This window comes from Prochlorococcus marinus str. MIT 9515 (assembly GCF_000015665.1).
Taxonomy (GTDB): Bacteria; Cyanobacteriota; Cyanobacteriia; order PCC-6307; family Cyanobiaceae; genus Prochlorococcus_A; species Prochlorococcus_A marinus_P.
Genome location: NC_008817.1, coordinates 708,436 through 731,029, shown reverse-complemented (window position 1 = coordinate 731,029; position 22,594 = coordinate 708,436). Strand labels below are relative to the sequence as shown.

Annotated in this window: 27 protein-coding genes; 7 read left to right on the top strand and 20 right to left on the bottom strand. The window is 30.7% G+C overall.

The features are described 5' to 3' along the window. Window positions 1-13: 13 nt before the first annotated feature. Both P9515_RS04015 and P9515_RS04010 read left to right on the top strand, forming a co-directional pair. Window positions 14-562: a CIA30 family protein gene (locus tag P9515_RS04015; RefSeq protein ID WP_011820125.1), complete on the top strand. Its 549-nt coding sequence runs from the start codon at window positions 14-16 to the stop codon at window positions 560-562. Then, the gene (locus P9515_RS04010) at window positions 552-938 is read left to right on the top strand and encodes a hypothetical protein (RefSeq protein WP_011820124.1); all 387 of its coding nucleotides are present in this window, start codon (window positions 552-554) and stop codon (window positions 936-938) included. Before P9515_RS04015 ends, P9515_RS04010 begins: the two co-directional genes overlap by 11 nt. 20 nt (window positions 939-958) lie before the next feature. On the opposite strand, the gene ilvD is transcribed toward P9515_RS04010, so the two are convergent. Genes ilvD through P9515_RS03995 form a run of 3 tightly spaced genes read right to left on the bottom strand, consistent with a single transcriptional unit; the run spans window position 959 to window position 3,599 of the window. Next, entirely contained in the window at window positions 959-2,638 is a 1,680-nt protein-coding gene (gene ilvD / locus P9515_RS04005) for a dihydroxy-acid dehydratase (RefSeq protein WP_011820123.1), read from the bottom strand. A 23-nt stretch (window positions 2,639-2,661) separates the two neighbouring features. Then, a complete protein-coding gene (locus tag P9515_RS04000) occupies window positions 2,662-2,952 on the bottom strand; it encodes a hypothetical protein (protein WP_011820122.1) in 291 nt (96 codons plus the stop codon). Window positions 2,953-2,981: 29 nt separating this feature from the next. Next, complete coding sequence (locus P9515_RS03995) at window positions 2,982-3,599, bottom strand: uracil phosphoribosyltransferase (protein WP_011820121.1); 618 nt, start codon at window positions 3,597-3,599, stop codon at window positions 2,982-2,984. Window positions 3,600-3,661: 62 nt separating this feature from the next. On the opposite strand from P9515_RS03995, the gene P9515_RS03990 reads away from it, so the two are divergent. The 5 genes from P9515_RS03990 to purQ all read left to right on the top strand — a co-directional run bounded on the left by P9515_RS03990 (window position 3,662) and on the right by purQ (window position 6,482). Next, complete coding sequence (locus tag P9515_RS03990) at window positions 3,662-4,174, top strand: pentapeptide repeat-containing protein (RefSeq protein ID WP_011820120.1); 513 nt, start codon at window positions 3,662-3,664, stop codon at window positions 4,172-4,174. A gap of 9 nt (window positions 4,175-4,183) precedes the next feature. After that, the gene (locus tag P9515_RS03985) at window positions 4,184-5,236 is read left to right on the top strand and encodes a GTP-binding protein (protein WP_011820119.1); all 1,053 of its coding nucleotides are present in this window, start codon (window positions 4,184-4,186) and stop codon (window positions 5,234-5,236) included. A 59-nt stretch (window positions 5,237-5,295) separates the two neighbouring features. Further along, window positions 5,296-5,463, top strand: coding sequence for a hypothetical protein (locus tag P9515_RS09635; RefSeq protein WP_187146037.1), 168 nt, complete (start codon window positions 5,296-5,298; stop codon window positions 5,461-5,463). Between the two features lie 101 nt (window positions 5,464-5,564). Continuing rightward, window positions 5,565-5,819, top strand: a complete 255-nt coding sequence (gene purS / locus P9515_RS03975) for a phosphoribosylformylglycinamidine synthase subunit PurS (protein WP_011820117.1) — start codon at window positions 5,565-5,567, stop codon at window positions 5,817-5,819. After that, a complete protein-coding gene (gene purQ / locus P9515_RS03970) occupies window positions 5,820-6,482 on the top strand; it encodes a phosphoribosylformylglycinamidine synthase subunit PurQ (protein ID WP_011820116.1) in 663 nt (220 codons plus the stop codon). It abuts the gene before it with no gap. A gap of 62 nt (window positions 6,483-6,544) precedes the next feature. Here purQ and fba read toward each other — a convergent pair whose 3' ends face one another. The 17 genes from fba to hisA form a co-directional block, all read right to left on the bottom strand. Then, window positions 6,545-7,618 (bottom strand): class II fructose-bisphosphate aldolase, encoded by a 1,074-nt coding sequence (fba, locus tag P9515_RS03965; protein WP_011820115.1) that lies wholly within the window; start codon window positions 7,616-7,618, stop codon window positions 6,545-6,547. Between the two features lie 147 nt (window positions 7,619-7,765). Then, window positions 7,766-8,833, bottom strand: a complete 1,068-nt coding sequence (locus P9515_RS03960) for a class I fructose-bisphosphate aldolase (RefSeq protein ID WP_011820114.1) — start codon at window positions 8,831-8,833, stop codon at window positions 7,766-7,768. Window positions 8,834-8,937: 104 nt separating this feature from the next. Further along, window positions 8,938-10,041 carry a Gfo/Idh/MocA family protein gene (locus P9515_RS03955; protein WP_011820113.1) on the bottom strand — a complete coding sequence of 368 codons (1,104 nt, stop codon included), beginning with the start codon at window positions 10,039-10,041 and terminating at the stop codon, window positions 8,938-8,940. Continuing rightward, complete coding sequence (locus P9515_RS03950; protein ID WP_011820112.1) at window positions 10,041-10,430, bottom strand: hypothetical protein; 390 nt, start codon at window positions 10,428-10,430, stop codon at window positions 10,041-10,043. The genes P9515_RS03955 and P9515_RS03950 overlap by 1 nt, the downstream gene beginning before the upstream one ends. Window positions 10,431-10,434: 4 nt before the next feature. Next, on the bottom strand, window positions 10,435-11,313 hold the full coding sequence (gene accD, locus P9515_RS03945) for an acetyl-CoA carboxylase, carboxyltransferase subunit beta (RefSeq protein ID WP_011820111.1): 879 nt from the start codon (window positions 11,311-11,313) through the stop codon (window positions 10,435-10,437). A 181-nt stretch (window positions 11,314-11,494) separates the two neighbouring features. Continuing rightward, entirely contained in the window at window positions 11,495-12,394 is a 900-nt protein-coding gene (locus tag P9515_RS03940) for a phosphoribulokinase (RefSeq protein ID WP_011820110.1), read from the bottom strand. Between the two features lie 90 nt (window positions 12,395-12,484). Then, window positions 12,485-13,558 carry a 3-isopropylmalate dehydrogenase gene (leuB, locus tag P9515_RS03935; RefSeq protein WP_011820109.1) on the bottom strand — a complete coding sequence of 358 codons (1,074 nt, stop codon included), beginning with the start codon at window positions 13,556-13,558 and terminating at the stop codon, window positions 12,485-12,487. A 28-nt stretch (window positions 13,559-13,586) separates the two neighbouring features. After that, entirely contained in the window at window positions 13,587-14,621 is a 1,035-nt protein-coding gene (lpxD, locus tag P9515_RS03930) for a UDP-3-O-(3-hydroxymyristoyl)glucosamine N-acyltransferase (protein ID WP_011820108.1), read from the bottom strand. Between the two features lie 15 nt (window positions 14,622-14,636). Continuing rightward, window positions 14,637-15,719: a glutamate 5-kinase gene (gene proB, locus P9515_RS03925; protein ID WP_011820107.1), complete on the bottom strand. Its 1,083-nt coding sequence runs from the start codon at window positions 15,717-15,719 to the stop codon at window positions 14,637-14,639. Next, window positions 15,716-16,210 (bottom strand): YqeG family HAD IIIA-type phosphatase, encoded by a 495-nt coding sequence (locus tag P9515_RS03920; protein ID WP_011820106.1) that lies wholly within the window; start codon window positions 16,208-16,210, stop codon window positions 15,716-15,718. The genes proB and P9515_RS03920 overlap by 4 nt, the downstream gene beginning before the upstream one ends. Before the next feature lie 4 nt (window positions 16,211-16,214). Beyond that, window positions 16,215-16,751 (bottom strand): DUF3727 domain-containing protein, encoded by a 537-nt coding sequence (locus tag P9515_RS03915; protein WP_011820105.1) that lies wholly within the window; start codon window positions 16,749-16,751, stop codon window positions 16,215-16,217. Window positions 16,752-16,784: 33 nt separating this feature from the next. After that, a complete protein-coding gene (gene ruvX / locus P9515_RS03910; RefSeq protein WP_011820104.1) occupies window positions 16,785-17,240 on the bottom strand; it encodes a Holliday junction resolvase RuvX in 456 nt (151 codons plus the stop codon). Further along, complete coding sequence (locus tag P9515_RS03905; protein WP_011820103.1) at window positions 17,237-18,292, bottom strand: hypothetical protein; 1,056 nt, start codon at window positions 18,290-18,292, stop codon at window positions 17,237-17,239. The genes ruvX and P9515_RS03905 overlap by 4 nt, the downstream gene beginning before the upstream one ends. Further along, window positions 18,293-19,459, bottom strand: coding sequence for a hypothetical protein (locus P9515_RS03900; RefSeq protein ID WP_011820102.1), 1,167 nt, complete (start codon window positions 19,457-19,459; stop codon window positions 18,293-18,295). It lies immediately after the preceding gene. 30 nt (window positions 19,460-19,489) lie between these two features. After that, a complete protein-coding gene (locus tag P9515_RS03895) occupies window positions 19,490-20,023 on the bottom strand; it encodes a thylakoid membrane photosystem I accumulation factor (RefSeq protein ID WP_011820101.1) in 534 nt (177 codons plus the stop codon). Window positions 20,024-20,037: 14 nt separating this feature from the next. Continuing rightward, window positions 20,038-21,660, bottom strand: coding sequence for a DUF3685 domain-containing protein (locus tag P9515_RS03890; protein ID WP_011820100.1), 1,623 nt, complete (start codon window positions 21,658-21,660; stop codon window positions 20,038-20,040). A gap of 79 nt (window positions 21,661-21,739) precedes the next feature. Further along, window positions 21,740-22,507: a 1-(5-phosphoribosyl)-5-[(5-phosphoribosylamino)methylideneamino]imidazole-4-carboxamide isomerase gene (gene hisA / locus P9515_RS03885; RefSeq protein ID WP_011820099.1), complete on the bottom strand. Its 768-nt coding sequence runs from the start codon at window positions 22,505-22,507 to the stop codon at window positions 21,740-21,742. Window positions 22,508-22,594: the final 87 nt, after the last annotated feature.

The following is a 22,594-nucleotide window of genomic DNA, read 5'->3' as shown; positions in this document are numbered from 1 at the left end:
AGTTAATAAATTAATGAGTAAGAAAAAAGTATTATTCCAAAAACAAAAATTTGAAGGATGGAAAACCCTAAATGATACGGTAATGGGCGGATCAAGCTCAGCTTATTGTGAAAATATAAAGTCTGGATTGCTTTTAAAGGGAAACATCATAGAGAAAGCTGGTGGTTTTGTTAGCTGCAGATCTTCGATATACAAACCTACACTAGATATAAAGGAGTATGAATCTTTTGAATTAAAAATAGATGGTCAAGGAAGAACTTTTAAATTTGCAGTTGCATGTGAAGATGACCTCCTAGGACTTACTGAATTTATTCCTGGTGGTCTCAGATGGATAAAATCATTTCCCACTAAAAAATTTGGGACAACCGATATTCAAATTCCTTTTAATTCTCTTAAGCCATCAATTAGAGCTAATAAGGTAAGTTTTCCATTCAAATTTAAACCATCAAAAATCAAAAGATTACAGCTTCTTCATTCAAAATTTGGAGATGATGGTCTTCCAAATAATGAATTTAAGTCTGGTCCAATAAAAATTTTAATTAAATCAATCAGTGTTATTTGAAAATTTGCAAGATGAATTGAATAGATTAATTGCTAAATCTGCTGATTTAACAAATAAACCTTTTTTGCACTCAGTTGTAAAGATTAATGGAGAATATGAAATAAATAATGAGGATATTGATTTAACTGTAAATATTCTATGTAGAGATAATGAGGGTAAAAGATTAGAAATCTATGATCTTGAGTTAGAACTTTTTAGATCAAATAGGGAATTAGTTTTAGTTATTTCGAAGCTTAACTATCCCGATGAACCTATTTTGTGGAGTGGTATAAAAACAATATGGATGAACAGTAATAGTGGGAAGAAATGTTTACCTCCAAAATATAGTTCAAAATTGGAGAATCTTGCTACTAGAATAAAAAATTTTATTACTTAAAAAAATTTATTTTTTGGATATTATTTTTCCAGATCTGTAACTGCACCTAAGCTTGAAGTACTTACAATTCTTGAATATTTTGAAAGTACACCTTTCTTATATTTCGGAATAGGCTTTATCCAGTTAATTCGTCTTTTTTCTAATTCCCCATCAGATAGTTCAACTTCAATTAATTGGTTTACAGCATCAACAGTGATTAAATCTCCCTCTCTTATTAAAGCTATATTCCCTCCTACTGCTGCCTCTGGTGCGATATGTCCAACAACAAGGCCATAGGTACCTCCACTAAATCTACCATCAGTTATTAAAGCTACTTTTTCTCCCAGCCCTTGCCCAACAATTGCAGATGTTGGAGCTAACATTTCTCTCATTCCCGGTCCTCCCACAGGACCTTCATTTCTTATAACGACAACATTACCAGCTTTAATATCATTATTCAAAATTGATTTAAGACAATCTTCCTCACTTTCAAAAATTCGAGCGGGACCCTTTAAAACTGGATTCTTTACTCCGCTGATTTTTGCTACACAACCTTCCGAAGCTAAATTACCTTTTAATATTGCTAAATGACCTTTTTTATAAAGAGGATTATTTATGTTTCTAATAACATTTTGATTTTCAGGAGGATTATCTGGAATATTAAGTAAATATTCAGATATTGTTTTACCTTCGATATTTTTGCAATCACCATTTATTAATCCTGCATTTAAAAGTATTTTCATTACTTGTGGAATGCCTCCTGCATTATGAAGATCTACTGTGACATATCTGCCGCTAGGTTTCAAATCACAAATCACAGGAACTTTTTGTCTTATTCTTTCAAAATCATCAATATTGATCTCTATACCTGCAGTATTCGCTATCGCTAATATGTGAAGCACTGCATTTGTCGAACCTCCAATAGCCATAATTACAGATATTGCATTTTCAAAAGATTCTTTAGTCATAAGATCTAGTGGCCTTATATCTTTTTTTATTGCATCTACAAGTATTTCAGCGCTTTTTTCAGCACTTACCACCTTCTCATAATCTTCGGCTGCCATTGTTGAACTATGAGGAAGACTTAAACCTAAGACTTCTATAACTGCTGACATAGTATTAGCTGTGAACATTCCTCCACAACTTCCTGCTCCTGGAATACAATTTTTCTCAACTTCATTTAATCTCTTCTCATTTATTTTACCCGAGGTTAATTGCCCAACAGCTTCAAATGCACTGACAACCGTTAAGTCTTCACCGTTTAACTTTCCAGGTTTTATTGTTCCTCCATAAATAAATATGGAAGGGATATTCATTCTTGCAATTGCTATCATTGCACCCGGCATATTTTTATCACAACCACCAATAGCTAAAACACCATCCATACTTTGCGCATTACAGGCAGTTTCTATTGAATCGGCTATTACTTCCCTTGAAACTAAAGAATATTTCATTCCTTCTGTTCCCATGGAGATCCCATCGCTTACGGTGATAGTTCCGAACATTTGAGGCATTCCTCCTGATTTCCTTATTGAATCTTCTGCCTTAAGAGCTAACTTGTTAAGGCCCATATTGCAGGGTGTAATGGTGCTATATCCATTAGCGACTCCAATGATTGGTTTAGTGAAATCATCATCACTAAATCCAACTGCTCTTAACATTGATCTGTTAGGAGATCTTTGAACACCTTGAGTTATTGCAGAAGATCTTAATTTATTCATATGATTTGAGAACCTGTTTTATTTTATTGTCCTAACTCCTCAAGTTGTCTCCTTACATCAGCAATTGCAGAATTTAGTTGTTCAACTTTTTGTTCTAACTTCTCACCTTCAACTTCATTTAAGTTTTCGTTAGTGTCAAGAGCCTCTGAACCATCTTGAATTCTAGATGAATACATCATTGCTTTTTGCTTCTTTTCTTCCTTTCTTTTATCAGCTTCAGATATTAACCACCATGCCAAACCAGCAGCACCAATAAAAGCACCACTAATCAATGATAAAAAATTATTTGAAGACGAATCTCTGTATTCAGACATTGGTAATTTATTTCTACATATATTATATCTTAGTTCTTAACAGAAAATATAGTACTCAAACGCAATAAAGGCTCTCCAATACCGGGTTTTAATAAATTTGATTTATCTTCTTCTTCATCAATACAAGATGTATATATCATTTGTTGAGGAAATATCTTTGCAATTTCATTTAGACCTTTATTGCTACAAATGGATGTTATTAATAAGATCCTATTTGATTCAACTCCTAATCTTTTTAAGTTAATAAGAGTTTCAATTGGATTTGATTTCATCTTTATTTGCTCTGAATAAAGAATAACTCCAACATTGTCATCAATTTTCGTAGGTAATTCACCTAAATATAGAGTTGTATTTGGGATCACTTCTTTTGCTCCATACCAAAGAGAAAGTCCCTCTGGCATCTGCGCTATTACTTTTATTGGATAATCATTATTTATAAAAAATCCTTCTGCCTTCCCATTATTCGTATTTATCGTCTCTTTTTTGTATGGAAGCCAATCTCTTAATGCCTCATAAGTTAGCCATTTTCCCAGTTGTTCATAACCAGTTGAATATAAAATATTTGGAGTATTTTCCTCTCTTAAAATAGAAAGCCAATGTTTTATTAATGGATGAGGTGGAACAATAACCTTTAGTGACATTGCCATATATTTTCCTTTAAGATGAATAAACAAACTTTAAAACCCTAGATCTAAAATACATTTTTATTATGATTAAATCAATTAGTCTTCCCTCTCTTAAGAATGCTTTATTAACTATATTTTTTATTGGTATATTATTTTTTAATTTTGTAAACTCTGCTTGGGCTAAACGACCACCCGAAATAAGAAATCAGCAAGACCTTGATCTAGAACAAGATATGCATGGTCAAGATCTTAGTGGTAATGAATTTGTAAAATTTAATTTAAATGGATTTGATTTCAGTCAAAGTAATTTAGAAGGGGCTGTTTTCAATAATAGTAAATTGCAAAATGCAACCCTAAATGGGGCTAATCTAACTGATGCTTTAGCATATGCAACAGATTTTACAGATGCAGATCTTTCAGATGTTAATTTTACAAATGCTTTGTTAATGGAAAGTAATTTTGAAGGTGCAAAAATTGATGGCGCAGATTTTACTAATGCAGTTCTTAGTCGGATTCAACAAAAGGAATTATGTGCAATAGCTAATGGCACAAATAGTTCAACAGGAGAAAGTACTGAATATAGTCTTGGTTGTTAAAACTAATTTATGAATAAAAGAACACCTGTAATTGTAATCTCTGGATTTCTTGGTTCAGGGAAAACAACCTTTTTAAGGTATTTATTAAAAAATAGTAATAAAAAATTTGGTTTAATAATTAATGAATTTGGAGATGTTGGAATTGATGGTGATTTGGTTAAAAGTTGTAATGGCTGCGATGATTCAGATACAGATTGCATTATTGAATTAAATAATGGGTGTCTATGTTGCACTGTTCAAGATGATTTTATTCCCTCGATTAAATCACTTCTAAATTTTAATCCTGATATTGATGCAATAATTATTGAGACAAGTGGACTAGCCTTACCCTTACCTTTGTTACAAGCACTTAATTGGCCTGAGATAAGGACCTCAATATATCTTGATCAAGTTATAGGAATAGTTAATGGAGAATCAATGCTTAAGGGCTCTCCAATAAATGACTTAAGTGAAATAACTAATCAATACGATTCTCTTAATAAAATTGACCATAAATCATCGATTGACGAACTTTTTGAAGAACAGTTAGAAGTTTCTGATCTCGTTTTAATTTCGAGAGGTGATGTTTTAAATGAACAAGAATTTAAATCTATAAAAAATATAATCAAAAATAAGTTTAATTCAACTGTTCCTATTCTGAAATCTATTAATGGAATAGTTGATTTAAAATACATATTTGATTTTGAATTAAAAAAGGATAATTATAAAAAATTTATTACAGAGGAACATGATCATAATCATATTGAACTCGTCTCTGATTCAATAAAATTAAATTATTTTCTTGATAAAAAGGAATTTGAAAAAGAGATGGTAAACGTTTTAAGTGATAGTAATATTCTTCGAATTAAAGGACGTTTATGGATCCCAAAGAAATCATTACCTTTACAAATACAAATTGTTGGAAAGAAAATTAACACTTGGTATGAGGAGGCACCTTTAAATTGTTGGAGACCAATAGATAGTGGTGGACTTGACTTGGTTATAATTTCTTTTGATGATGTATCAATTAAAAAACTCATAAAAAAAATTAAAGAGAAATTTAAGATTTTAAATGGCCCATAAATAAGGATTTGACTTTATAGTTACTTACCAGAATGATTTCCCTTATTTCAAAACTGAAAATGGAAGATTCAAAAATAACTTACAAAGCTAACATAATAAATGAAACTTCAATTTCTTCTTTTAAAGTAATTTGCTCCAAATGTGCTGGCTCAGGAAATTTTAAAACTTCAGAAAACGTAAGAAGAACTTGCTTAGAATGTTACGGAAAAGGTTTTATAAACATTTAATTAGTTAATTTGGTATTTAAGGATAAAAATATTTGTTTATTAATTTAAAGTACTTTTTTATTGATATTTAAACTATTCTTTTATAAGAAATGAATTTTTAATTGGATCAATTTGAAGTTAAAGTTTTCATAAGGTTAAGACCTTCTGTTCTTGATCCTGCAGGAGAGGCAATAAAGTCTGCCTCAAGTAAACTTGGAGTTGAAGGAATTAAATCCTTAAGAATAGGAAAAATGATTGAAGTAAAAATCGAAGGGAATAAAGAGGGTGATATTAAAGAAAAAATTGATATATTATGCGATCGATTATTTGCTAATACAGTAATTGAAGACTTTGAATACTCAATAAAAAAATTATAAATGGCTTGTTTTACTGTTGGAATTGTTGTCTTCCCTGGATCTAATTGTGATCGTGATGTTGCATGGGCTTTAGAAGCTTGTTTAGACATTAAAACAAAATTCTTATGGCATGAATCATCTGATTTAAATGAAATTGATGCAATCGTTTTGCCAGGAGGATTTAGTTATGGTGATTATTTAAGGTGCGGAGCAATTGCAAGATTTTCCCCATTAATAAATTCTTTAAATGATTTTGTTAAAAGTGGTAGACGAGTATTAGGTATATGTAATGGTTTTCAGATTTTGACTGAGTCAGGTTTTCTTCCCGGAGCTCTTGTTGCTAATAAAAATCTCAATTTTATTTGTGATGATGCTGATTTGAATGTGATTACTTCAAAAGGCGGTTGGTTTAAAAATTCAGATGAAACACAAAAAATTAAATTACCAATAGCTCATGGAGAAGGACGTTATCATTGCGATCAAAATACACTAAAAAAACTTATTGATAATGATTTAATTGCACTAAGATACAAAAATAATCCAAACGGTTCAACTTTTGATATTGCAGGCATAACTAATGAAAAAGGAAATGTTTTAGGATTAATGCCTCATCCTGAAAGAGCATGTGATGAAGTTATTGGTGGAACAGATGGACTATATACTTTGAAGTCATTAATGATTTAATTAATAAAAAAAAAGACCTTCATATATTGAAGGTCTTTTTTATTTGGGAATAACTTATTGAACTAAACTTTTGCTTTTACCTTTGAACCTAAGTTACCTTTTGCATAAAGATCAGCATAATAATTTGTACTGCTTTGCTTGATCCTACCTGCTTGACCTTCACACCAGAATTGTCTGTATCTATCAAGACAAACTTGCTTCATATAATTTCTGGCAGGTTTATTGAAATGTCTTGGATCGAAGTTTGCTGTGTCTGAAAAAGCCGCTTCTCTAACTGCTGCTGTAAAGGCAAGTCTATTATCAGTATCGATATTAACTTTCCTTACTCCATTTCTGATACCTTCTTGAATTTCTTCAACAGGCACGCCATATGTTTGCGGAATCTCTCCCCCGTATTTATTTATGATATCTAACCATTCCTGTGGTACTGAACTAGATCCATGCATTACAAGATGAGTATTTGGAATAGCGTTATGGATTTCAGAAATCCTACTTATTGCAAGAACCTCTCCTGTTGGCTTTCTTGTGAATTTATATGCTCCATGACTTGTTCCTATAGCGATAGCTAAAGCATCAACATTCGTTTTAGTTACAAAATCTGCGGCTTCTTCCGGATCAGTTAAAAGCATATCTGTTGAAAGCTCACCTTCAAATCCATGTCCATCTTCAGCTTCGCCTTTTCCAGTTTCTAATGAACCTAAACATCCTAGTTCTCCCTCAACACTCACTCCAACAGAGTGAGCAAAGTCGACTACTTTTTTTGTTACTGCCACATTATACTCGTAACTTGCAGGTGTTTTTGCATCTGCCTCAAGAGAACCATCCATCATTACTGATGTGAAACCATTTATTGCAGCTGAATAACAAGTTGATGGCTCATTTCCATGATCCTGATGCATTACGACTGGAATATTAGGATAAGTTTCGGTTGCGGCAAGGATTAGGTGACGAAGGAAAATTTCTCCAGCATAATTTCTCGCTCCTCTTGAGGCTTGAAGAATGACAGGACTATCAGTTTCATAAGCAGCCTCCATAATCGCTTGAACTTGTTCAAGATTGTTAACGTTAAAAGCTGGTATACCGTAACCATTCTCGGCAGCGTGATCTAAAAGTAATCTCAGTGGAACAAGGGCCATAATTAAAATTTAATTAAATGCTTAAAATAAATAAGCAATATGTTCCGAGAGTTTAATATACGAAGGTATCAAATGTCACGTTAATAATTAAATTAAGTGCAATATTAATGAAACTATTTAGATGTCTAAGTGTATATTTTCTGCTTTTTAATATGTGTAGCCTGCTACAAACAATTGCTCATCAGATGATGGCTGAGATCCTGCAACATATGAACCCGTTGAGGCTTCAGAGTTTGCCTGAGCTCTTGCAATTAAAGCCTTTTGCCCAGCCTCTATTTCGCTACCTTTCCATGCTTTTAAGCAAGAATGCTGTAAAGCACGTCCATAAGAGAACGAAACATTCCATAAAGCTTTTCTATAAAGAGTATTCATGTTGTTTAAATAAACTGAAGCAGCTTCCTCACTTAACCCTCCGGACAAGAATACAATTCCAGGAACTGATGCCGGTACGCATCTTTCCATTGTTCTTATTGTCATTTCAGCAACTTTCATAGGATCAGCTTTTGTCGGGCACTCAGCTCCATTAACAGTCATCGAAGGTTTTAAGAGTGTTCCCTCAAGGAAAACTCCATTTGCCTGACAAGCAATATATACCTGCTTAATAACTTCTTCTTGAACTTCAGCAGTTTTCTCAATAGTGTGATTACCATCCATTAAAATTTCTGGTTCAATTATTGGAACTAATCCTGATTCCTGGACTGACCTAGCATATCTGGCTAATCCCCATGCATTTTCTTGTATCGATAATTTTGAAGGACAACCATCTTCAGTTATTTGTAGAACTGCTCTCCATTTTGCAAATCTTGCGCCTTGTTCGTAGTATTTCGCCGCTCTTTCTACTAATCCATCTAAACCAGAACAAAAAGTTTCTACATCTCCTCCTCCTGGAAGAGGGTTTAAACCTTTATCAACCTTTATACCTGGAATTATTCCCAAGTCATTTAGCTTTTTAACCATTGATTCACCATCTTGATGGTTCTGGAAAAGTGTCTCCTCAAATAAAATTGCACCACTTATGTACTTGCCAAGACCTTCAGTGGTGAAAAGCATTCCTCTGTATGCCTTTCTATTTTCTTCTGTATTTTCTACCCCTATACCAGCCAATCTTTTACCTACTGTCTTAGTTGATTCATCTACAGCTAATATCCCTTTACCTTTGGAAGCTAAAAGTTGAGCATTTTCTTTAAGCTCATTTTTGTAGTAATTTAATGCCATTCTTTAAAAATTTAGGTTCAGTTGATTTTTCCAGAATATGAAGAAAAAATAAAATCAATTCAATACCTATTCGAGTAATAATTGTTACTTACTAATGTTAAAAACTAAATTCTTACATTTAAACCGCTCTCTGCAGATTTTCTTATAGCTTCACAAACTCTTTGACTATTAAGTCCCTCAGACAGTCCTGGGATTACTGGAGTTTGATTCTTGATACTATGAGCCCATAAACTTTGAATTCTCTGGACAGGTGCAATTCTTCCATCAGTCCAGGTTTTTTCAAAATCATAGCGTGGATCAGCGGATAAATTGTATGTCTTATCTTCTCGATTTGAAATCTTTAAATTAAAACCATGAACATAATCTTTTTGATTCTCACTCTTAAGGAAAAGTGAGCCTTCACTTCCATATACTTCCAAACTAAATCCTCTTCCACACTTTGAAATCGAGGATAAAGAAACCTGACATGGAACTATGATGTCATCGAAAGTTTTTATTTCAAGGTTAGCTATGCAAATATCCTCACTTGTTACTTTCAAAAACTTAGAGGAATTAGGTAAGGATCTTTTCTTGATTGATGTTGATAATTTCCCGGATACTACAATCGATTCTCCAAAAAACCAGTTCAACATATCAAATGCATGAGTACCTAAAGCTCCAACAACCCCACCACCTTTTTCTTTTAATGAATACCAATTCCAAGCCCTATTGGGATCTGACCGGCTACCCATCAACCAATCAAGCTTAATTAAATATATTTTTCCTAAAATATTCTCATCTATCATTTTCTTGGTTTGTAGGAAAAGTGGTACTGCTCTATATTCAAAATCTACACAAACACTCAAATTATTAACTAATGATATTCTTTGAAGTTCTTTAATTTCCTCGGAGGTTAAGGCTACAGGTTTCTCTAATAAAAGATGTTTATTATTCTCAAGAGCTTCCTTTGCCAATTCAAATCTTGATTCGGGAGATGTAGCAATTATGATTCCGTCTATATCTTTGGATTTAACTAATTCTCCCCAATCATGATAAAAATTTAACCCAGTTTCCTTCTCTAAAGATGGTCCTTTTTCTTTCTTGTAGTGAAAAATTGCAGTTGGAATTAAATAATCTGATTCTTTTAATGCTTCCAAATGAATTTTTTTTCCAAATCCCAAACCAGCAATTGCGACTCTTAATTTGTCAGTAGCATTACTAAAATTCATTAATTTATGATCTCAGAACAGCTTTTTTCGATGACAACATCAATAAGTTCATCATTATTTGATGTTTGCCACTTTGAACTGAGCTGTGGGATTCCATTAATAGAAGTATCTTTAAATCTATTGTCATCACAGTTAATTCTCATAACGTAAAGAGATAATTGACCTTTATCGCTTGAATCTTTTGGATTTTTAAAAAACTTAGTTAAAACACTTATTTCATTATTATCAAATTTCTTAATGCTACCCATATCTAGCCATTCTTTTCCATCATTATTTTCTTTTAAAAGGATCCAATCTACATTCCCACTTCCGAACGCCAATTTAGAATTATTAAAAAAAAACATTAAAAAAATAAAAAATAGACCAATTAAATTAGAAACGATTTTCATCTTATTAATTTGCTCCCATAAGATCTTTTACTCCATGAATTTTTAAAATACTTGTCAGAGTACTTTTAAGTTCTTTCCTATTTACTATCACATCAACGAATCCATGTTCCAAAAGATATTCTGCTGTTTGAAAATTATCAGGTAATTTTTCTCTTAAAGTTTGTTCAATTACTCTTCTCCCAGCAAATCCAATAAGAGCTTTTGGTTCTGCCAATATTAGATCACCCAACATTGCAAAGCTTGCCGTAACACCTCCAGTTGTAGGATGCGTTAATAAAGGCATATAAAGTAGATTTTTAGCCCTATGTTTTTTTAGTGCTCCAGATATTTTTGCCATTTGCATAAGGCTTAACATTCCTTCCTGCATTCTTGCTCCACCAGAAGCACAAACAATAACTATTGGGTAGTTTTCTATTGTTGCTTTTTCGATAATTCTAGTAATTTTTTCTCCTACAACAGACCCCATCGACCCTCCCATAAATCTAAAATCCATTACAGCTAAAGCCAGAGGCATTGAATTAATGGAACATATACCTGTTATTACTCCATCTTTGAGACCAGTCCCCTCTTGACTTTCTTTTATCCTGTCTGAATAAGATCTCCTATCTTTAAACTTCAATGGGTCAGTAGGACTTAATGAATCATCAAACTCTTTAAATGAATCTTTGTCAGCGATTATATTAATTCTTTCATCGCTATTAATTCTATTGTGATGGCTACAATTACTGCATACATTAAAATTTGATATTAAATCTTTTCTATAAGCAACTTGCCCACATTCCGAACATTTAACCCATAGGCCATCACTTTCCTCAGTATCTTGAGAAACCTTCCCAACAAATTGATCCTTTCTCCTTGCAGCAAACCAGTCGATTAAAGACACAATATTCTCTTTTTTTCTATTAAAGTCTAAAAAAGGCCCTTTTATCAAGGAAGTTATATAAAAATTTGAAAATATTCAATATCTTTGTTTCACAAAATTAATGAAATCATTAATTAAACAATTAAAGTCTTATAACTTTTCTTAATTAACCCAAGACTTTTGGAATAGAAATAAAAAATATCTAAGCATGCTTCTTTTCTTCAATCATCTTATGAATTATTGGAGTAAGTATCAATTCCATTGCAAAACCCATTTTCCCTCCATTAACAACAATACTTGTTGGACTTGACATGAATGAATCATGAATCATTCCTAGAAGGTATTGAAAATCAATTCCCCATTTTTCTCTTGCTCCTTTTCTAAAGTGGATTATTACAAAACTTTCATCAGGTGTTGGAATATTTCTACATATAAAAGGATTCGAGGTATCAATAGTAGGTATTCTTTGGAAATTTATATCAGTTTTACTAAATTGTGGACAAATATGATTTATATAGTCTGGCATTCTTCTCAAAATAGTATCAACTATAGTTTCAGCTGAATAACCTCTCTCAGCATTGTCTCTATGAATTTTCTGTATCCACTCTAGGTTGGTTATGGGTACAACACCCACAAGCAAGTCAGCAAAGGAAGAAACATTGTAGCCTTCCCCCTCAACACCACCATGTAAACCCTCGTAGAAGAGAACATCTGTTCCGTTCGGAATATCTTCCCACGGAGTAAATTGTCCTGGTTCTAATGATGTACCTAGCCTTTCATTATGTTCCTGAGCTTCTTCAGTACTGTGAAGATAATATCTTTTTTTCCCTCCACCAGTTTCCCCATAAACTTTAAAAAGTTCCTCCAACTTGTCGAAAAGATTTGCTTCCGGACCAAAGTGAGAAAAATTTTCTCCTTTTGAAAGGGCTTCAGCCATAGCTTTTTTCATAGGCATTCTTTCAAACCTGTGATAACTATCACCTTCGACTACAGCTGGAATAATATCTTCTCTTGCAAAAATGTGCTCAAATGCTCTTTTTACTGTACTTGTTCCTGCTCCTGATGATCCTGTTACAGCAACTACTGGATGACGTTTAGACATTTAATTAAAACAATATTTAATGATTCTGACAGGTCATATGCCAACTTTTTGATCTAGTTAAAGATAATTTTTAATTTATTAATTTTTTATTCAAATTTCTTGAATGATTTTTTCTCCAATTTCACTACAAGATAGAACGTTGCAATCACCATTGTCTAAATCTGATGTTCTATATCCTTTTGATAAAACATTATCAATAGCTATTTCAATATCATCTGCAGCTTTTTCCTCATTCAAACCAATTTTTAGCATCATTGAGGTTGATAAAGCCATAGCAATGGGATTAGCTAAGTTTTTACCAGCTATGTCTGGAGCAGACCCATGAACGGGTTCAAATACTCCTGGCCCTGAATTGCTTAAAGATGCTGATGGAAGCATTCCAATAGAACCAGTTATCATTGCGGCTAAGTCACTTAAAATATCGCCGAACAAATTGCTAGTTAAAATAACGTCAAATTGGCTTGGGTCTTTTACAAGTTGCATAGCTGCATTATCTACATACATATTACTTAAACTTAAATCTTTATTTTTTGAAGCTACATCTAAAACTGTATCTCTCCACAATTGACTTACTTCTAGTACATTTGATTTATCTACCGAACATATTTTTTTACTTCTTTGATTTGCTATTTTAATTGCAACTTCTGTAATTCTTTCTATTTCTTTTGTGTCATAAACCATTGTATTAAAAGCTTTTTTAACTTTAGTGTTAGTAATTTGTCCCCTGGGCTGTCCAAAATATATTCCACTTATTAATTCTCTTACTACGACTAAATCTACATCTTCAATGATTTCTTTTTTTAAAGAGCTGGCATCTAAAAGTGATTTTCTTATTTTTACCGGTCTTATATTAGCGAATAAATTCAGCGCAGATCTTAATTTAAGTAAACCACTTTCTGGTCGTAATTCTCTTGGTAAAGAATCATATTTCAAATCTCCCACACAAGCTAAAAGAACTGCATCACTTGATTTGCACTGATCTAATGTCGCTTTCGGAGCTGGATCTTTATACTTTTCGTAAGCTATTCCACCAAAATATTCTTCTTTAATCTCAATATCAAAAGAATATTTATGAGATAGTTTTTTTAATATTTCTGAAGAAATTTCTGATATTTCAGGTCCTATACCATCTCCAGAAAGTAAAACAACTTTATATTTCTTCATTTTATTGTTGGTTTATTAAGAGAATAATTTATTTCTTGTCTAGTTGTCGAAGCTTTTTTGCTAATTCAGGCAATTTTTTAAAAATACTTGAACTTCTTAACCATGATTTATTTTTCATGGCTGGGAAACCACTTACAACTTCTCCATCTTCAATATCACAATGTATCCCGCATTTTGAGCTTGCTATTACATTATTACCAACTTTAACTCTATTATTAACCCCTACTTGTCCGGCAAGTATAACTCCATCCCCAATAACCGCACCTCCTGCTATGCCAACTTGAGCTGCTAAAGCACAATTTTTCCCTATTTTAACTCCATGACCTATTTGAACTAAGTTATCTATTTTAGTCCCTTCATCAATCAATGTATTTCCGACAGATGGCCTATCAACACAACAGTTTGTCCCGATTTCTACAAAGCTCTTTATTATTACTGAACCTTTTTGAGGCATTTTAATCCATTTGCCATCTTGCGGAATAAAACCAAATCCTTCAGAACCAATAACAGTATTCGAATTTATAACGCAATTATTTTCAATTCTTGTATTTTCGTAAATCACACAATTCGGATGAATTATATTGTTATCTCCTAATCGGACATTTCCTAAAATAGTTGTGCCGGGGAAAATCTTATTATTATTACCAATTACTGTATTTTCGCCAATGTAAACATTTGGTCCTAGATAACAATTTTCTCCTAGTTTTGAAGATTCTTTCATGACAACCGAATCATCAATACCTGGGTTGAAATTGATTTGTTCATAAAGGTAATTTAATACTTCTGCAAATGCGATTCTGGGATTTTCTACAACTATATTTGAAATATTTTTTGATTCAAGTAAACCTAATATTTCACTATTGTTAAATGTGATAATTGCTGAAACGGCAGTTCTACCTAAATTCTCTTTTAATATATTGTTTTCTTCTAAAAAGGATATTTGGTTTTTTGATGCGACATCTAAAGAAGCAGCATTTTGTATATCTATATTTTCAAATATATTTGCTTTAATAAAGTTTGAATTTCCACTTTTTATAAGATCAACCAATTTACTTAATAACATTTTTTAATTTATTTTTTAAGAAAGAGCAAGAACATCTCTATGTACCACTATCATTGATGAATTAATGGTTTCTTTTTTATTTAAAATTCTTTTTAGAGAATCACTACTCATTGATGTTATACCTTTTGCGACTTCTTTCTTATCTGTATTTACAATTCTAACAGCTTGATTAACCGTAAAATCTCCCTCTACTTCTTTAACTCCAACGACTAAAAGAGACGCTCCTTTTTTTACAATAGCTAAACATGCACCTTCATCTAAAGTAATTTCTCCAACAGTTTTAATCGCATGAGATAACCAATTTTTTTTATTACCAACAGGTTTATCTAAAGGATGAAATATTGTACCTATTTTTTTATCATTAAAAATATCTATTAAATTATTTTCATTTCTGCCATCGGCCAATTGAACTTCTATTCCTCCTTTTGTAGCAATTTCAGCAGCAATAAGTTTTGTAGTAATGCCTCCTGTCCCCCATTCATTATTATAAATTTTATTATTTTTATCTCTAATAATTTTTAATTCATTAGTATTAACTTCTCTTATTGGATGAGCATCCTTATTATTTCTGGGATCTTTAGAATATAAATTTTCTATATCAGTTAATAAAATAAGCTTATTTGCATTAATTGCTAAAGCAACTAATGCAGAGAGAGTATCATTATCTCCATATTTTAGCTCTTCATTAGCAATAGAATCATTTTCATTAACTATCGGGATGACATTAAGATCAATTAATTTTTTAAATGTTTTGGATGCATTATTGAAAGACTCACGCGAATTGAAATCAGTTTTTGTTATGAGTATTTGTGCTATATTATGACCTAGCTTTTTCATTGTTTTATCATACAAAGTCATTAAATTTACTTGTCCTACAGCAGCTACAGCTTGTAGAGAACTAAGTTCCTTTGGCCTTCTATTCAAATTTAATTTATTACATCCTAATCCAACTGCTCCACTGGTTACTAGAACCACTTTATTACCCCTCAAAATAAAACTTGTTAAAGATTTACATAAACTTTCTATTACTTGTTCTGTAGATTTCTCATTTGTCCCTCTGAGAATACTAGTACCAACTTTAACGACCCACGTTTTCATTTTAAAAAAGTAGAAATCAATTTTTCTAGTATTAATGTTAAATTTATTTTTATCGGCAAACCCTCTCTGCTTAATCTTTTTACTAAGATCGTCTGGATATTACATCTATTTCCTACGATTATATCCGTAAAGATTCGATCTCCGATTATAGCGATGTTTCGCGAATCCTCTTTGATTTCTGAAATTACATCTAAAGTAATTTTTTTTCTTGGTTTTAGTGCGTTTGATTTATATCTGAGATCTAATTCCTTGGCTATCTTTCTAATACGTTTATCAGAAGGGTTATTACTTATTAAATACATAGAGAATAACTTTTTTGATTCCTTGATCCAATTTTTAACATTTATTGGAATTACATTTGATTGTCGGCTTAATAATGTACCATCAACATCAATTAATAAGCTTTTAATTCCTTCTTTTTGTAGTTTTAAATGAGATATCTCATATATGGGTAGTTTAGAATCCCAATCGGCTTTTACAAAAGAATTCATTATTTTACAAACTACTCTTTTCCAACTCAGACTCGATTAAAGGCTGGACTTTATCAAACTCATCGTCCTCAATTAGTGAGGCCCCTTTCCCTATAATTTTTCCAACAATAAAAAAAGGATCTAAAGGGATATATAATCCGTATTCTTGCTCTAACAAATTAAAACTTACAAGTAATTCATATGTCTCACTTTCATCATCAAGTTCATCTTCTTCTAACTCATCATAAATAGGCTCTTCGAGTTCCCCTGATACAGTTAATGTTACAGCGGACCTTATAAGTTTCAGATCATGTTCTTGAAGTACGGCATCAGCATTCTTTAAAACCTGTTCATTTTTCTCAATTTTTTCAATTAATTCTGGTTCCTCTTTATCATTTATTTTAAAAAGACTTACTGGAGTATCAACTGGTGTTAATAATGCATATTCTTTTTCTTCAACTTTTACAATTTGTTCGAGATAACAAAATAATTCATTTCCATTTGAGTCATTTAAAATAAGAGTCTGAGCCTCGTAATTATCTTGGGATTTATGATCGTTCATTTTTGATTTAACTTATATAGATTTATACTAATATTATATTTGTTTATTACCCATTAATTCTTTTAACTCAGGACCTTCCTGAATCCATTGTTCAAGAATTACTTTGGCAGATAAGCTATCGATAAGCCCTGATTTATCTTTCTTGACCCCGAATCTGTTTTCTGATTCCCAAGTTGAACTATGTTCGTTAACAAAGGAGAATGGGAGTTTTAACTCATTAAAAAGATATTCCCCATAAGTTTTGCAATCAAAAGCTTGAGATGTCATTCTCCCTTTATCATCAAGTGGTAAGCCAACAATAAAACCAGTTAAATTAAGTTTTTTAATGTGGCTTTTAATAGTTTTGAACTCATTCTTGTTTTTTTCTCTCCTTAATGCAGGAAGAATATTTACCGTAATAAATAGTGAATCACAATAGGCTAATCCTATTCTTTTTGTCCCTATATCTAAACTTAATATTGATTTAGATTTAGGCTTAGAATATTTCACTTGGACTTCAAAGGAAATGGAGATGGGTAAGCATTGCCTTGCGGATTTAATTTTCCAAAAATTGATTCTAATGATTGGTTTATTTTATTAGTCTGTTTATATTCATTCCTAATAATAGTATTTCTAACAAGGATAATTTCTTGGAATTTATCTGTAAAACCAGAATTTTCTAGATAAGAATTTAATTCAGTATTCTCTTCATGAGTTTTAATTATCGACTGAGGAGATTTTTCAAAAAAATTATTTAAGATGTCTTTTAAAATAGGATTTAATCTATTATCCCAACATCTGCCAATGGTTAAAGTATAAATTCTACTATCTTGAAAATTTATATCTTTTAAGATTGTACATAATACCGAATCACTATAAATTACAGCACCACTATTTAAATCATTTCTATTCGAGATGTCTTTTTGACTAAGATCCAAAATTGCTCTTGTTAAAGGCGATTGATTTGAACGAATAAAGTTAAGTACATTTATAAAATTTAATTTATTAATTTTTTGAAATTCATCAATTGAATAAGAATTTTTATTTGCATTATTAATAGATTTATTAATTTTATTTTTACTCCAAAGTTTAACCTTATCTAGTGGTTGAAAACCTAATTCTCGCGCGCTTGAAATAAGGTGATTATTTTCTAAATCAGAATTAATAACCCAGCTTGAAGTTTTCATATCTGTAATTGAGATTGCTTTCTTAATCAATCCCACTATCAAATCTTTTTCATTTATAGAGGAATTAATCTTTATTAGATTAGGGTTTGATATTTTTAAACAAGTTCCTTTATCGTTTAGGGGAAATATATTTAAATAACCTATAATTTTTTTTTCTTTAATCGCAATAATGCATTTATGTTTATTTTTTTTTAAGTGATTTAAAAAAATCTTTAAGTCATCAAAAGTGTTTATAATCGCCATTTTTAAAAACCAATTATTTAGCTTTTTACTTCTTAAATCTAATAATAAATTTAAATGACGAATATGAAGTTCCTCAAAGGTTGCCTTTTTATCATCATTGTAATTTAAAACATGATTTGTATCTTGTTTCATTTATTGATTTTTCCTTATTAACACTATAGGTGTTTTTTCATCAGAATTGCCTGCTGGATTAACCTTTAAGATTTCATTGAGTATATTATTCAATGAATTATTTGAACATGCTAATATTTTCACACCACCAAGATCATTAACATCAACTACTGCCACTTCTACACCAAGCTGTTTTGATAACTTATCACAAAATAATTTAGTCTTAATTGGACCCATAACTATGCTTTTGTCATAAGGAACAACTGTCCCACTAATGTCATCTATTAGTGAGGATTCAAAACCTGTTAATTTATAAAATATTCCTTTTACTCCAATACACTTAAAAAGCACTCCCAAAAGCAAGGAAAGAGTTATCCGAGTCACTCCTATTTTATCGATTAGTAATTGCATTCCACAAGCCGTTGCCAAACTACTTGTTGGGTGGAAAAAATAACATAATATTTTTGAAAATGTACTATATTCTAAATTTTGAGGAGATATATACCTACCTTGCATTATTGCCAACGGTGTCTCACCTATGGTTAAAATATCATTTTTTCTTACGACGTTTTTACAGTATTTCATAACAGTTTCTATTGGATTATCAAATGATCCAAGCAAATCAGTTTTAACAGCTATAGCTTTGAAATTTTGTTTCAGAGGAATATGAATTAGCTCTTTTTTGTTTTGATTATGTTGATTCAAGTTAACTAATAAACCATCTTGCTTTTTAGTTATTCCAAAATGACCGTAATTATCCCAAAACACTTTTAACCATATATATTTAATTTTGTTTCTCAAATCACTATCTTTGAATTTTATAATTACTTGTATAAACAGTTTTGAGTTTGTTTGTATAATTGTTGTTGGCCAATAATTATTTATATTTTTTTTTGAGGATCCAGAATAAATATAAATACTTTGTTCATAATCCAACTCTTTAAGATATTGATTATTTTTACTTTTAAAAAAATCTAAATCTATATTAAGGTTAGAAACCATAGTTTCTTTAGATTTACTTTTATTGACTATTTTTAAATCAATAATCACCTCACTGTTATTTTCCTTTTTTCTTACTTTAAAATCTACAGGGAGTAAAACTAAATTTGTTTTTGGGAAGTATTTAATAAATAAATCAGAAATAATTAATATCAATAAAAATATGAAAAATATATTTAGTATAAACATGTGATTCTTATTTAAAAAACTAATTAGGGATCATTTTTTCTCTGAAATTATACTGTTATATTCGTTAAAGCTTTCAACTGAGAATGAAGAATCGCTTATATCTATTCCTTTTAATTCACCAATAACTTTATTCAGATCATCAATATTAACCATGCCATTCATGTCAAATCTAACTTGTCCATTGCTATCCAAAATTATAGTCTGAGGGATTAAACCATTCCAATAGTGCTTGGGTTGATATAAGTCTGTTTCTGAGTTATCGCTTTGTAATTCATCTGTGGTAATAGCTATCAAGTCAATATTATTTCTCCATATTAGATCTAAACCAGAAATAACTGGTGCCATAGCTTTACTATCAGAGCTATCATCAAGATAAAAAAACAAAACAGAAACCCTTTCGTTTTTTAAAGATTCTTCAATAGTTGTTTGAGGAGGTACTACTGCACCATTTCCTGCATATATTGGAAAAATATTTCCGTCATAACTATCACTATCTCTACTAGCATTAACTGGATAAGAAGTTAAAAAGATTAATAAAATAAGTATTGATTGAAATAGCTTCATTAAAGTTTGGAATTTTATTTTGTACTAGATCTACCTAAACCTTGTAAGATGCCTTTCCCAACCAATCCAATAGCTTTGCCAACTACTTTTGTTAAGAAACTCACTAAAAGGTTACCAATATATTTTACAGCAATTTCAAGCTGTGGAGCTATTGCATCTCTAATTTCAACTAATAAAGTAACTTGTTTTTGAAACCACTCTAAATTTTCTAATTCTTTTTCTCTATTCTCATTTTTATAATATCTAGTGAATTTAGAATCAATTATATCAATATATTCACGTTTACTTTCATATAAATAAATAGGCATATAGATATTTTCATGCCACCTATTGTAGTTATTAATATTATTTCTAAATCTTTCAAAGGATCTTGTAGATTGCAATTGGGGATTTATGAGGATCGTTCTTAATTCTGGCCAACTTGAACAAATATTAAATACTTCAGAAGCTAGTAAATTGCAATTTCTTATTATCCAATTAGATATTATATTTTCAAGAACAATAAATGATTCTGTTTCATATAAAGGTAAAAATTTGCCGTCATAATCTATTGGCTCATTTTTTATTATTGGATCGATAAACATTATTGAATCATGAGATTCTCTATCTATTTCGTTACAGGTTACTTCTTTATGAATATATTCATTTAGTGAGATGGATTCACCATCTTTTTTAACTCTAAAATAACTTTCAGTTATGTTTGAAATAGTATTAAGCCTTAGTTCTTCAATAAGAGAATTGAAATCCTCTTTGTAGTCTTTTTCTTTATAGTTTTCCTTTATGTTTTTTATTAAATTATCAAGTTCATCAAGCATTTTACATATTAAACGTGAAATAAATTCTTTTTTCATTCCTGACAAAATGATAGATGAATTATTAAAGTCAACATCAAAATTAGTTGTGTTATATCTCTTACTAAGTCGTTTAAGAATTAAATCCCAAATTTCAATTGAATTTTTATTTTTTATAAAAATAGTATTATTATCTTTATTTTCAAAGTTAATTTTGTTCTCAGTGTAAATAGCTTCTGAATAAAGTTCTAATGAATTACCCCACAAAAATATAAGAAAAGATTTAGCTGTAATAAGCTCTCTTAATCTTCCTTTTAAAATAAACTTATAAAATTCGGGGGTTGAGTCAGAATTTACATATTTAAAAATATAATTAATCTCTGTATCAATCTGTTTAAGACCTGAAGATAATAGTTTTTGATTAAAAGTAAGTTCTTTTACTTTGTTGTTTTTGACTGAGGGATTATTACAAAGATCAAAAACTCTACCCCCTTCTATAATGATATTTATCGATTCAAGAACCTTATCTACACTAGGGTTTAAAAGTAAACCTTCACTATTTAAAGTTGGTGCTACTTTTGCTTTATTTATGAGCTCACCAGAAAAAATTACAAGAATTTTTGATTCATCAAATCTTTCTTTTAATCTTAATAGTTCCAATCTTATGAGTTCTTCTGATTGGTAATTAAGGATATTCCATATTATTAAATCTGGATTTAACCCTTTAGTATTACCATTTAATGAGATATTTAAATTATTATCTAATGAAGTTAATTTTAATGATAATGATTCTGCAATTAAGCTTGGAGCAATAATTAGGAGTGATTTCTTCTTAATTAATTCCAATGCTCAAAGTTTACCTCTCATTCAAAATTAACTAACAAATCTTGTAAAAACCAGTGCCACATAAATAATTCTTGTATTTTCAAGCGAAATAGTCCTTATTAATTGGAATATCTTGTAATCTTTCAGGAGATAATATGTTATTAGCTTCACTGATCTTAAATTTATTTTCATAAAGTGCTTTTCCTACTATTACTCCACATAGTCCTAAATGTTCAAATTTGGTTAATGACAATAAATCAGAAATTGCACCTACTCCTCCTGAAGCGATAACAGGAATATCAGTAATTTCAAGAATCTTTTTTATAAAAACTTCATTTGTCCCTTCTAAGGTTCCATCAGTATTGATGTCGGTGACAATAAAACTGGCAATTTCAAACTTGGAAAATTCCTTTACTAAATCTGTGGCTAATACATCTGATTGTTCTATCCATCCTCTAGTGCTTACTTTCCCATCTTTTGCATCAATTCCAATAATTATTCTTCTTGGAAATTTGGTTGATAGATTTTTAACTAGTTCTTTATTTTCAATAGCTGAGGTACCCATTATTACCTTATCTACACCGTATGAAAATAATTGTTCAATCCTTTCTAAAGATCTTATACCCCCTCCAATTTGGATAGGAATATTGACTTCTTTGGCAATTTTTTTAATTGATTGATCATTTGATGGATATCCGCTTTTAGCGGCATCCAAATCAACGATATGAATACATTTTGCACCCTGTTCTTCCCAATATTTAGCTTGCTCATAAGGTTTTCTAGAGAAGTCTTTTCTCTTGTTAAAGTCACCTTTAAAAAGTCTTACACATTTACCATTCATCAAATCTATTGCTGGAATTAATTTCATTGATTCATCCTTTTCATTAATTACTTCTTAGTAGTACTATTCATTATGTAGTTCTAATTAAGATTACTACTTTTGTTTAATACTTTT

Bases quoted from the DNA above. Each gene is read 5' to 3' on its own strand.
- P9515_RS04015 (WP_011820125.1), top strand. From the start codon at position 14: ATGAGTAAGAAAAAAGTATTATTCCAAAAACAAAAATTTGAAGGATGG.
- ilvD (WP_011820123.1), bottom strand. From the start codon at position 2,638: ATGAATAAATTAAGATCTTCTGCAATAACTCAAGGTGTTCAAAGATCT.
- P9515_RS04000 (WP_011820122.1), bottom strand. From the start codon at position 2,952: ATGTCTGAATACAGAGATTCGTCTTCAAATAATTTTTTATCATTGATT.
- P9515_RS03995 (WP_011820121.1), bottom strand. From the start codon at position 3,599: ATGGCAATGTCACTAAAGGTTATTGTTCCACCTCATCCATTAATAAAA.
- P9515_RS03990 (WP_011820120.1), top strand. From the start codon at position 3,662: ATGATTAAATCAATTAGTCTTCCCTCTCTTAAGAATGCTTTATTAACT.
- P9515_RS03985 (WP_011820119.1), top strand. From the start codon at position 4,184: ATGAATAAAAGAACACCTGTAATTGTAATCTCTGGATTTCTTGGTTCA.
- P9515_RS09635 (WP_187146037.1), top strand. From the start codon at position 5,296: ATGGAAGATTCAAAAATAACTTACAAAGCTAACATAATAAATGAAACT.
- purQ (WP_011820116.1), top strand. From the start codon at position 5,820: ATGGCTTGTTTTACTGTTGGAATTGTTGTCTTCCCTGGATCTAATTGT.
- fba (WP_011820115.1), bottom strand. From the start codon at position 7,618: ATGGCCCTTGTTCCACTGAGATTACTTTTAGATCACGCTGCCGAGAAT.
- P9515_RS03960 (WP_011820114.1), bottom strand. From the start codon at position 8,833: ATGGCATTAAATTACTACAAAAATGAGCTTAAAGAAAATGCTCAACTT.
- P9515_RS03955 (WP_011820113.1), bottom strand. From the start codon at position 10,041: ATGAATTTTAGTAATGCTACTGACAAATTAAGAGTCGCAATTGCTGGT.
- P9515_RS03950 (WP_011820112.1), bottom strand. From the start codon at position 10,430: ATGAAAATCGTTTCTAATTTAATTGGTCTATTTTTTATTTTTTTAATG.
- P9515_RS03940 (WP_011820110.1), bottom strand. From the start codon at position 12,394: ATGTCTAAACGTCATCCAGTAGTTGCTGTAACAGGATCATCAGGAGCA.
- leuB (WP_011820109.1), bottom strand. From the start codon at position 13,558: ATGAAGAAATATAAAGTTGTTTTACTTTCTGGAGATGGTATAGGACCT.
- lpxD (WP_011820108.1), bottom strand. From the start codon at position 14,621: ATGTTATTAAGTAAATTGGTTGATCTTATAAAAAGTGGAAATTCAAAC.
- proB (WP_011820107.1), bottom strand. From the start codon at position 15,719: ATGAAAACGTGGGTCGTTAAAGTTGGTACTAGTATTCTCAGAGGGACA.
- P9515_RS03920 (WP_011820106.1), bottom strand. From the start codon at position 16,210: ATGAATTCTTTTGTAAAAGCCGATTGGGATTCTAAACTACCCATATAT.
- P9515_RS03915 (WP_011820105.1), bottom strand. From the start codon at position 16,751: ATGAACGATCATAAATCCCAAGATAATTACGAGGCTCAGACTCTTATT.
- P9515_RS03905 (WP_011820103.1), bottom strand. From the start codon at position 18,292: ATGAAACAAGATACAAATCATGTTTTAAATTACAATGATGATAAAAAG.
- P9515_RS03900 (WP_011820102.1), bottom strand. From the start codon at position 19,459: ATGTTTATACTAAATATATTTTTCATATTTTTATTGATATTAATTATT.
- P9515_RS03895 (WP_011820101.1), bottom strand. From the start codon at position 20,023: ATGAAGCTATTTCAATCAATACTTATTTTATTAATCTTTTTAACTTCT.
- hisA (WP_011820099.1), bottom strand. From the start codon at position 22,507: ATGAAATTAATTCCAGCAATAGATTTGATGAATGGTAAATGTGTAAGA.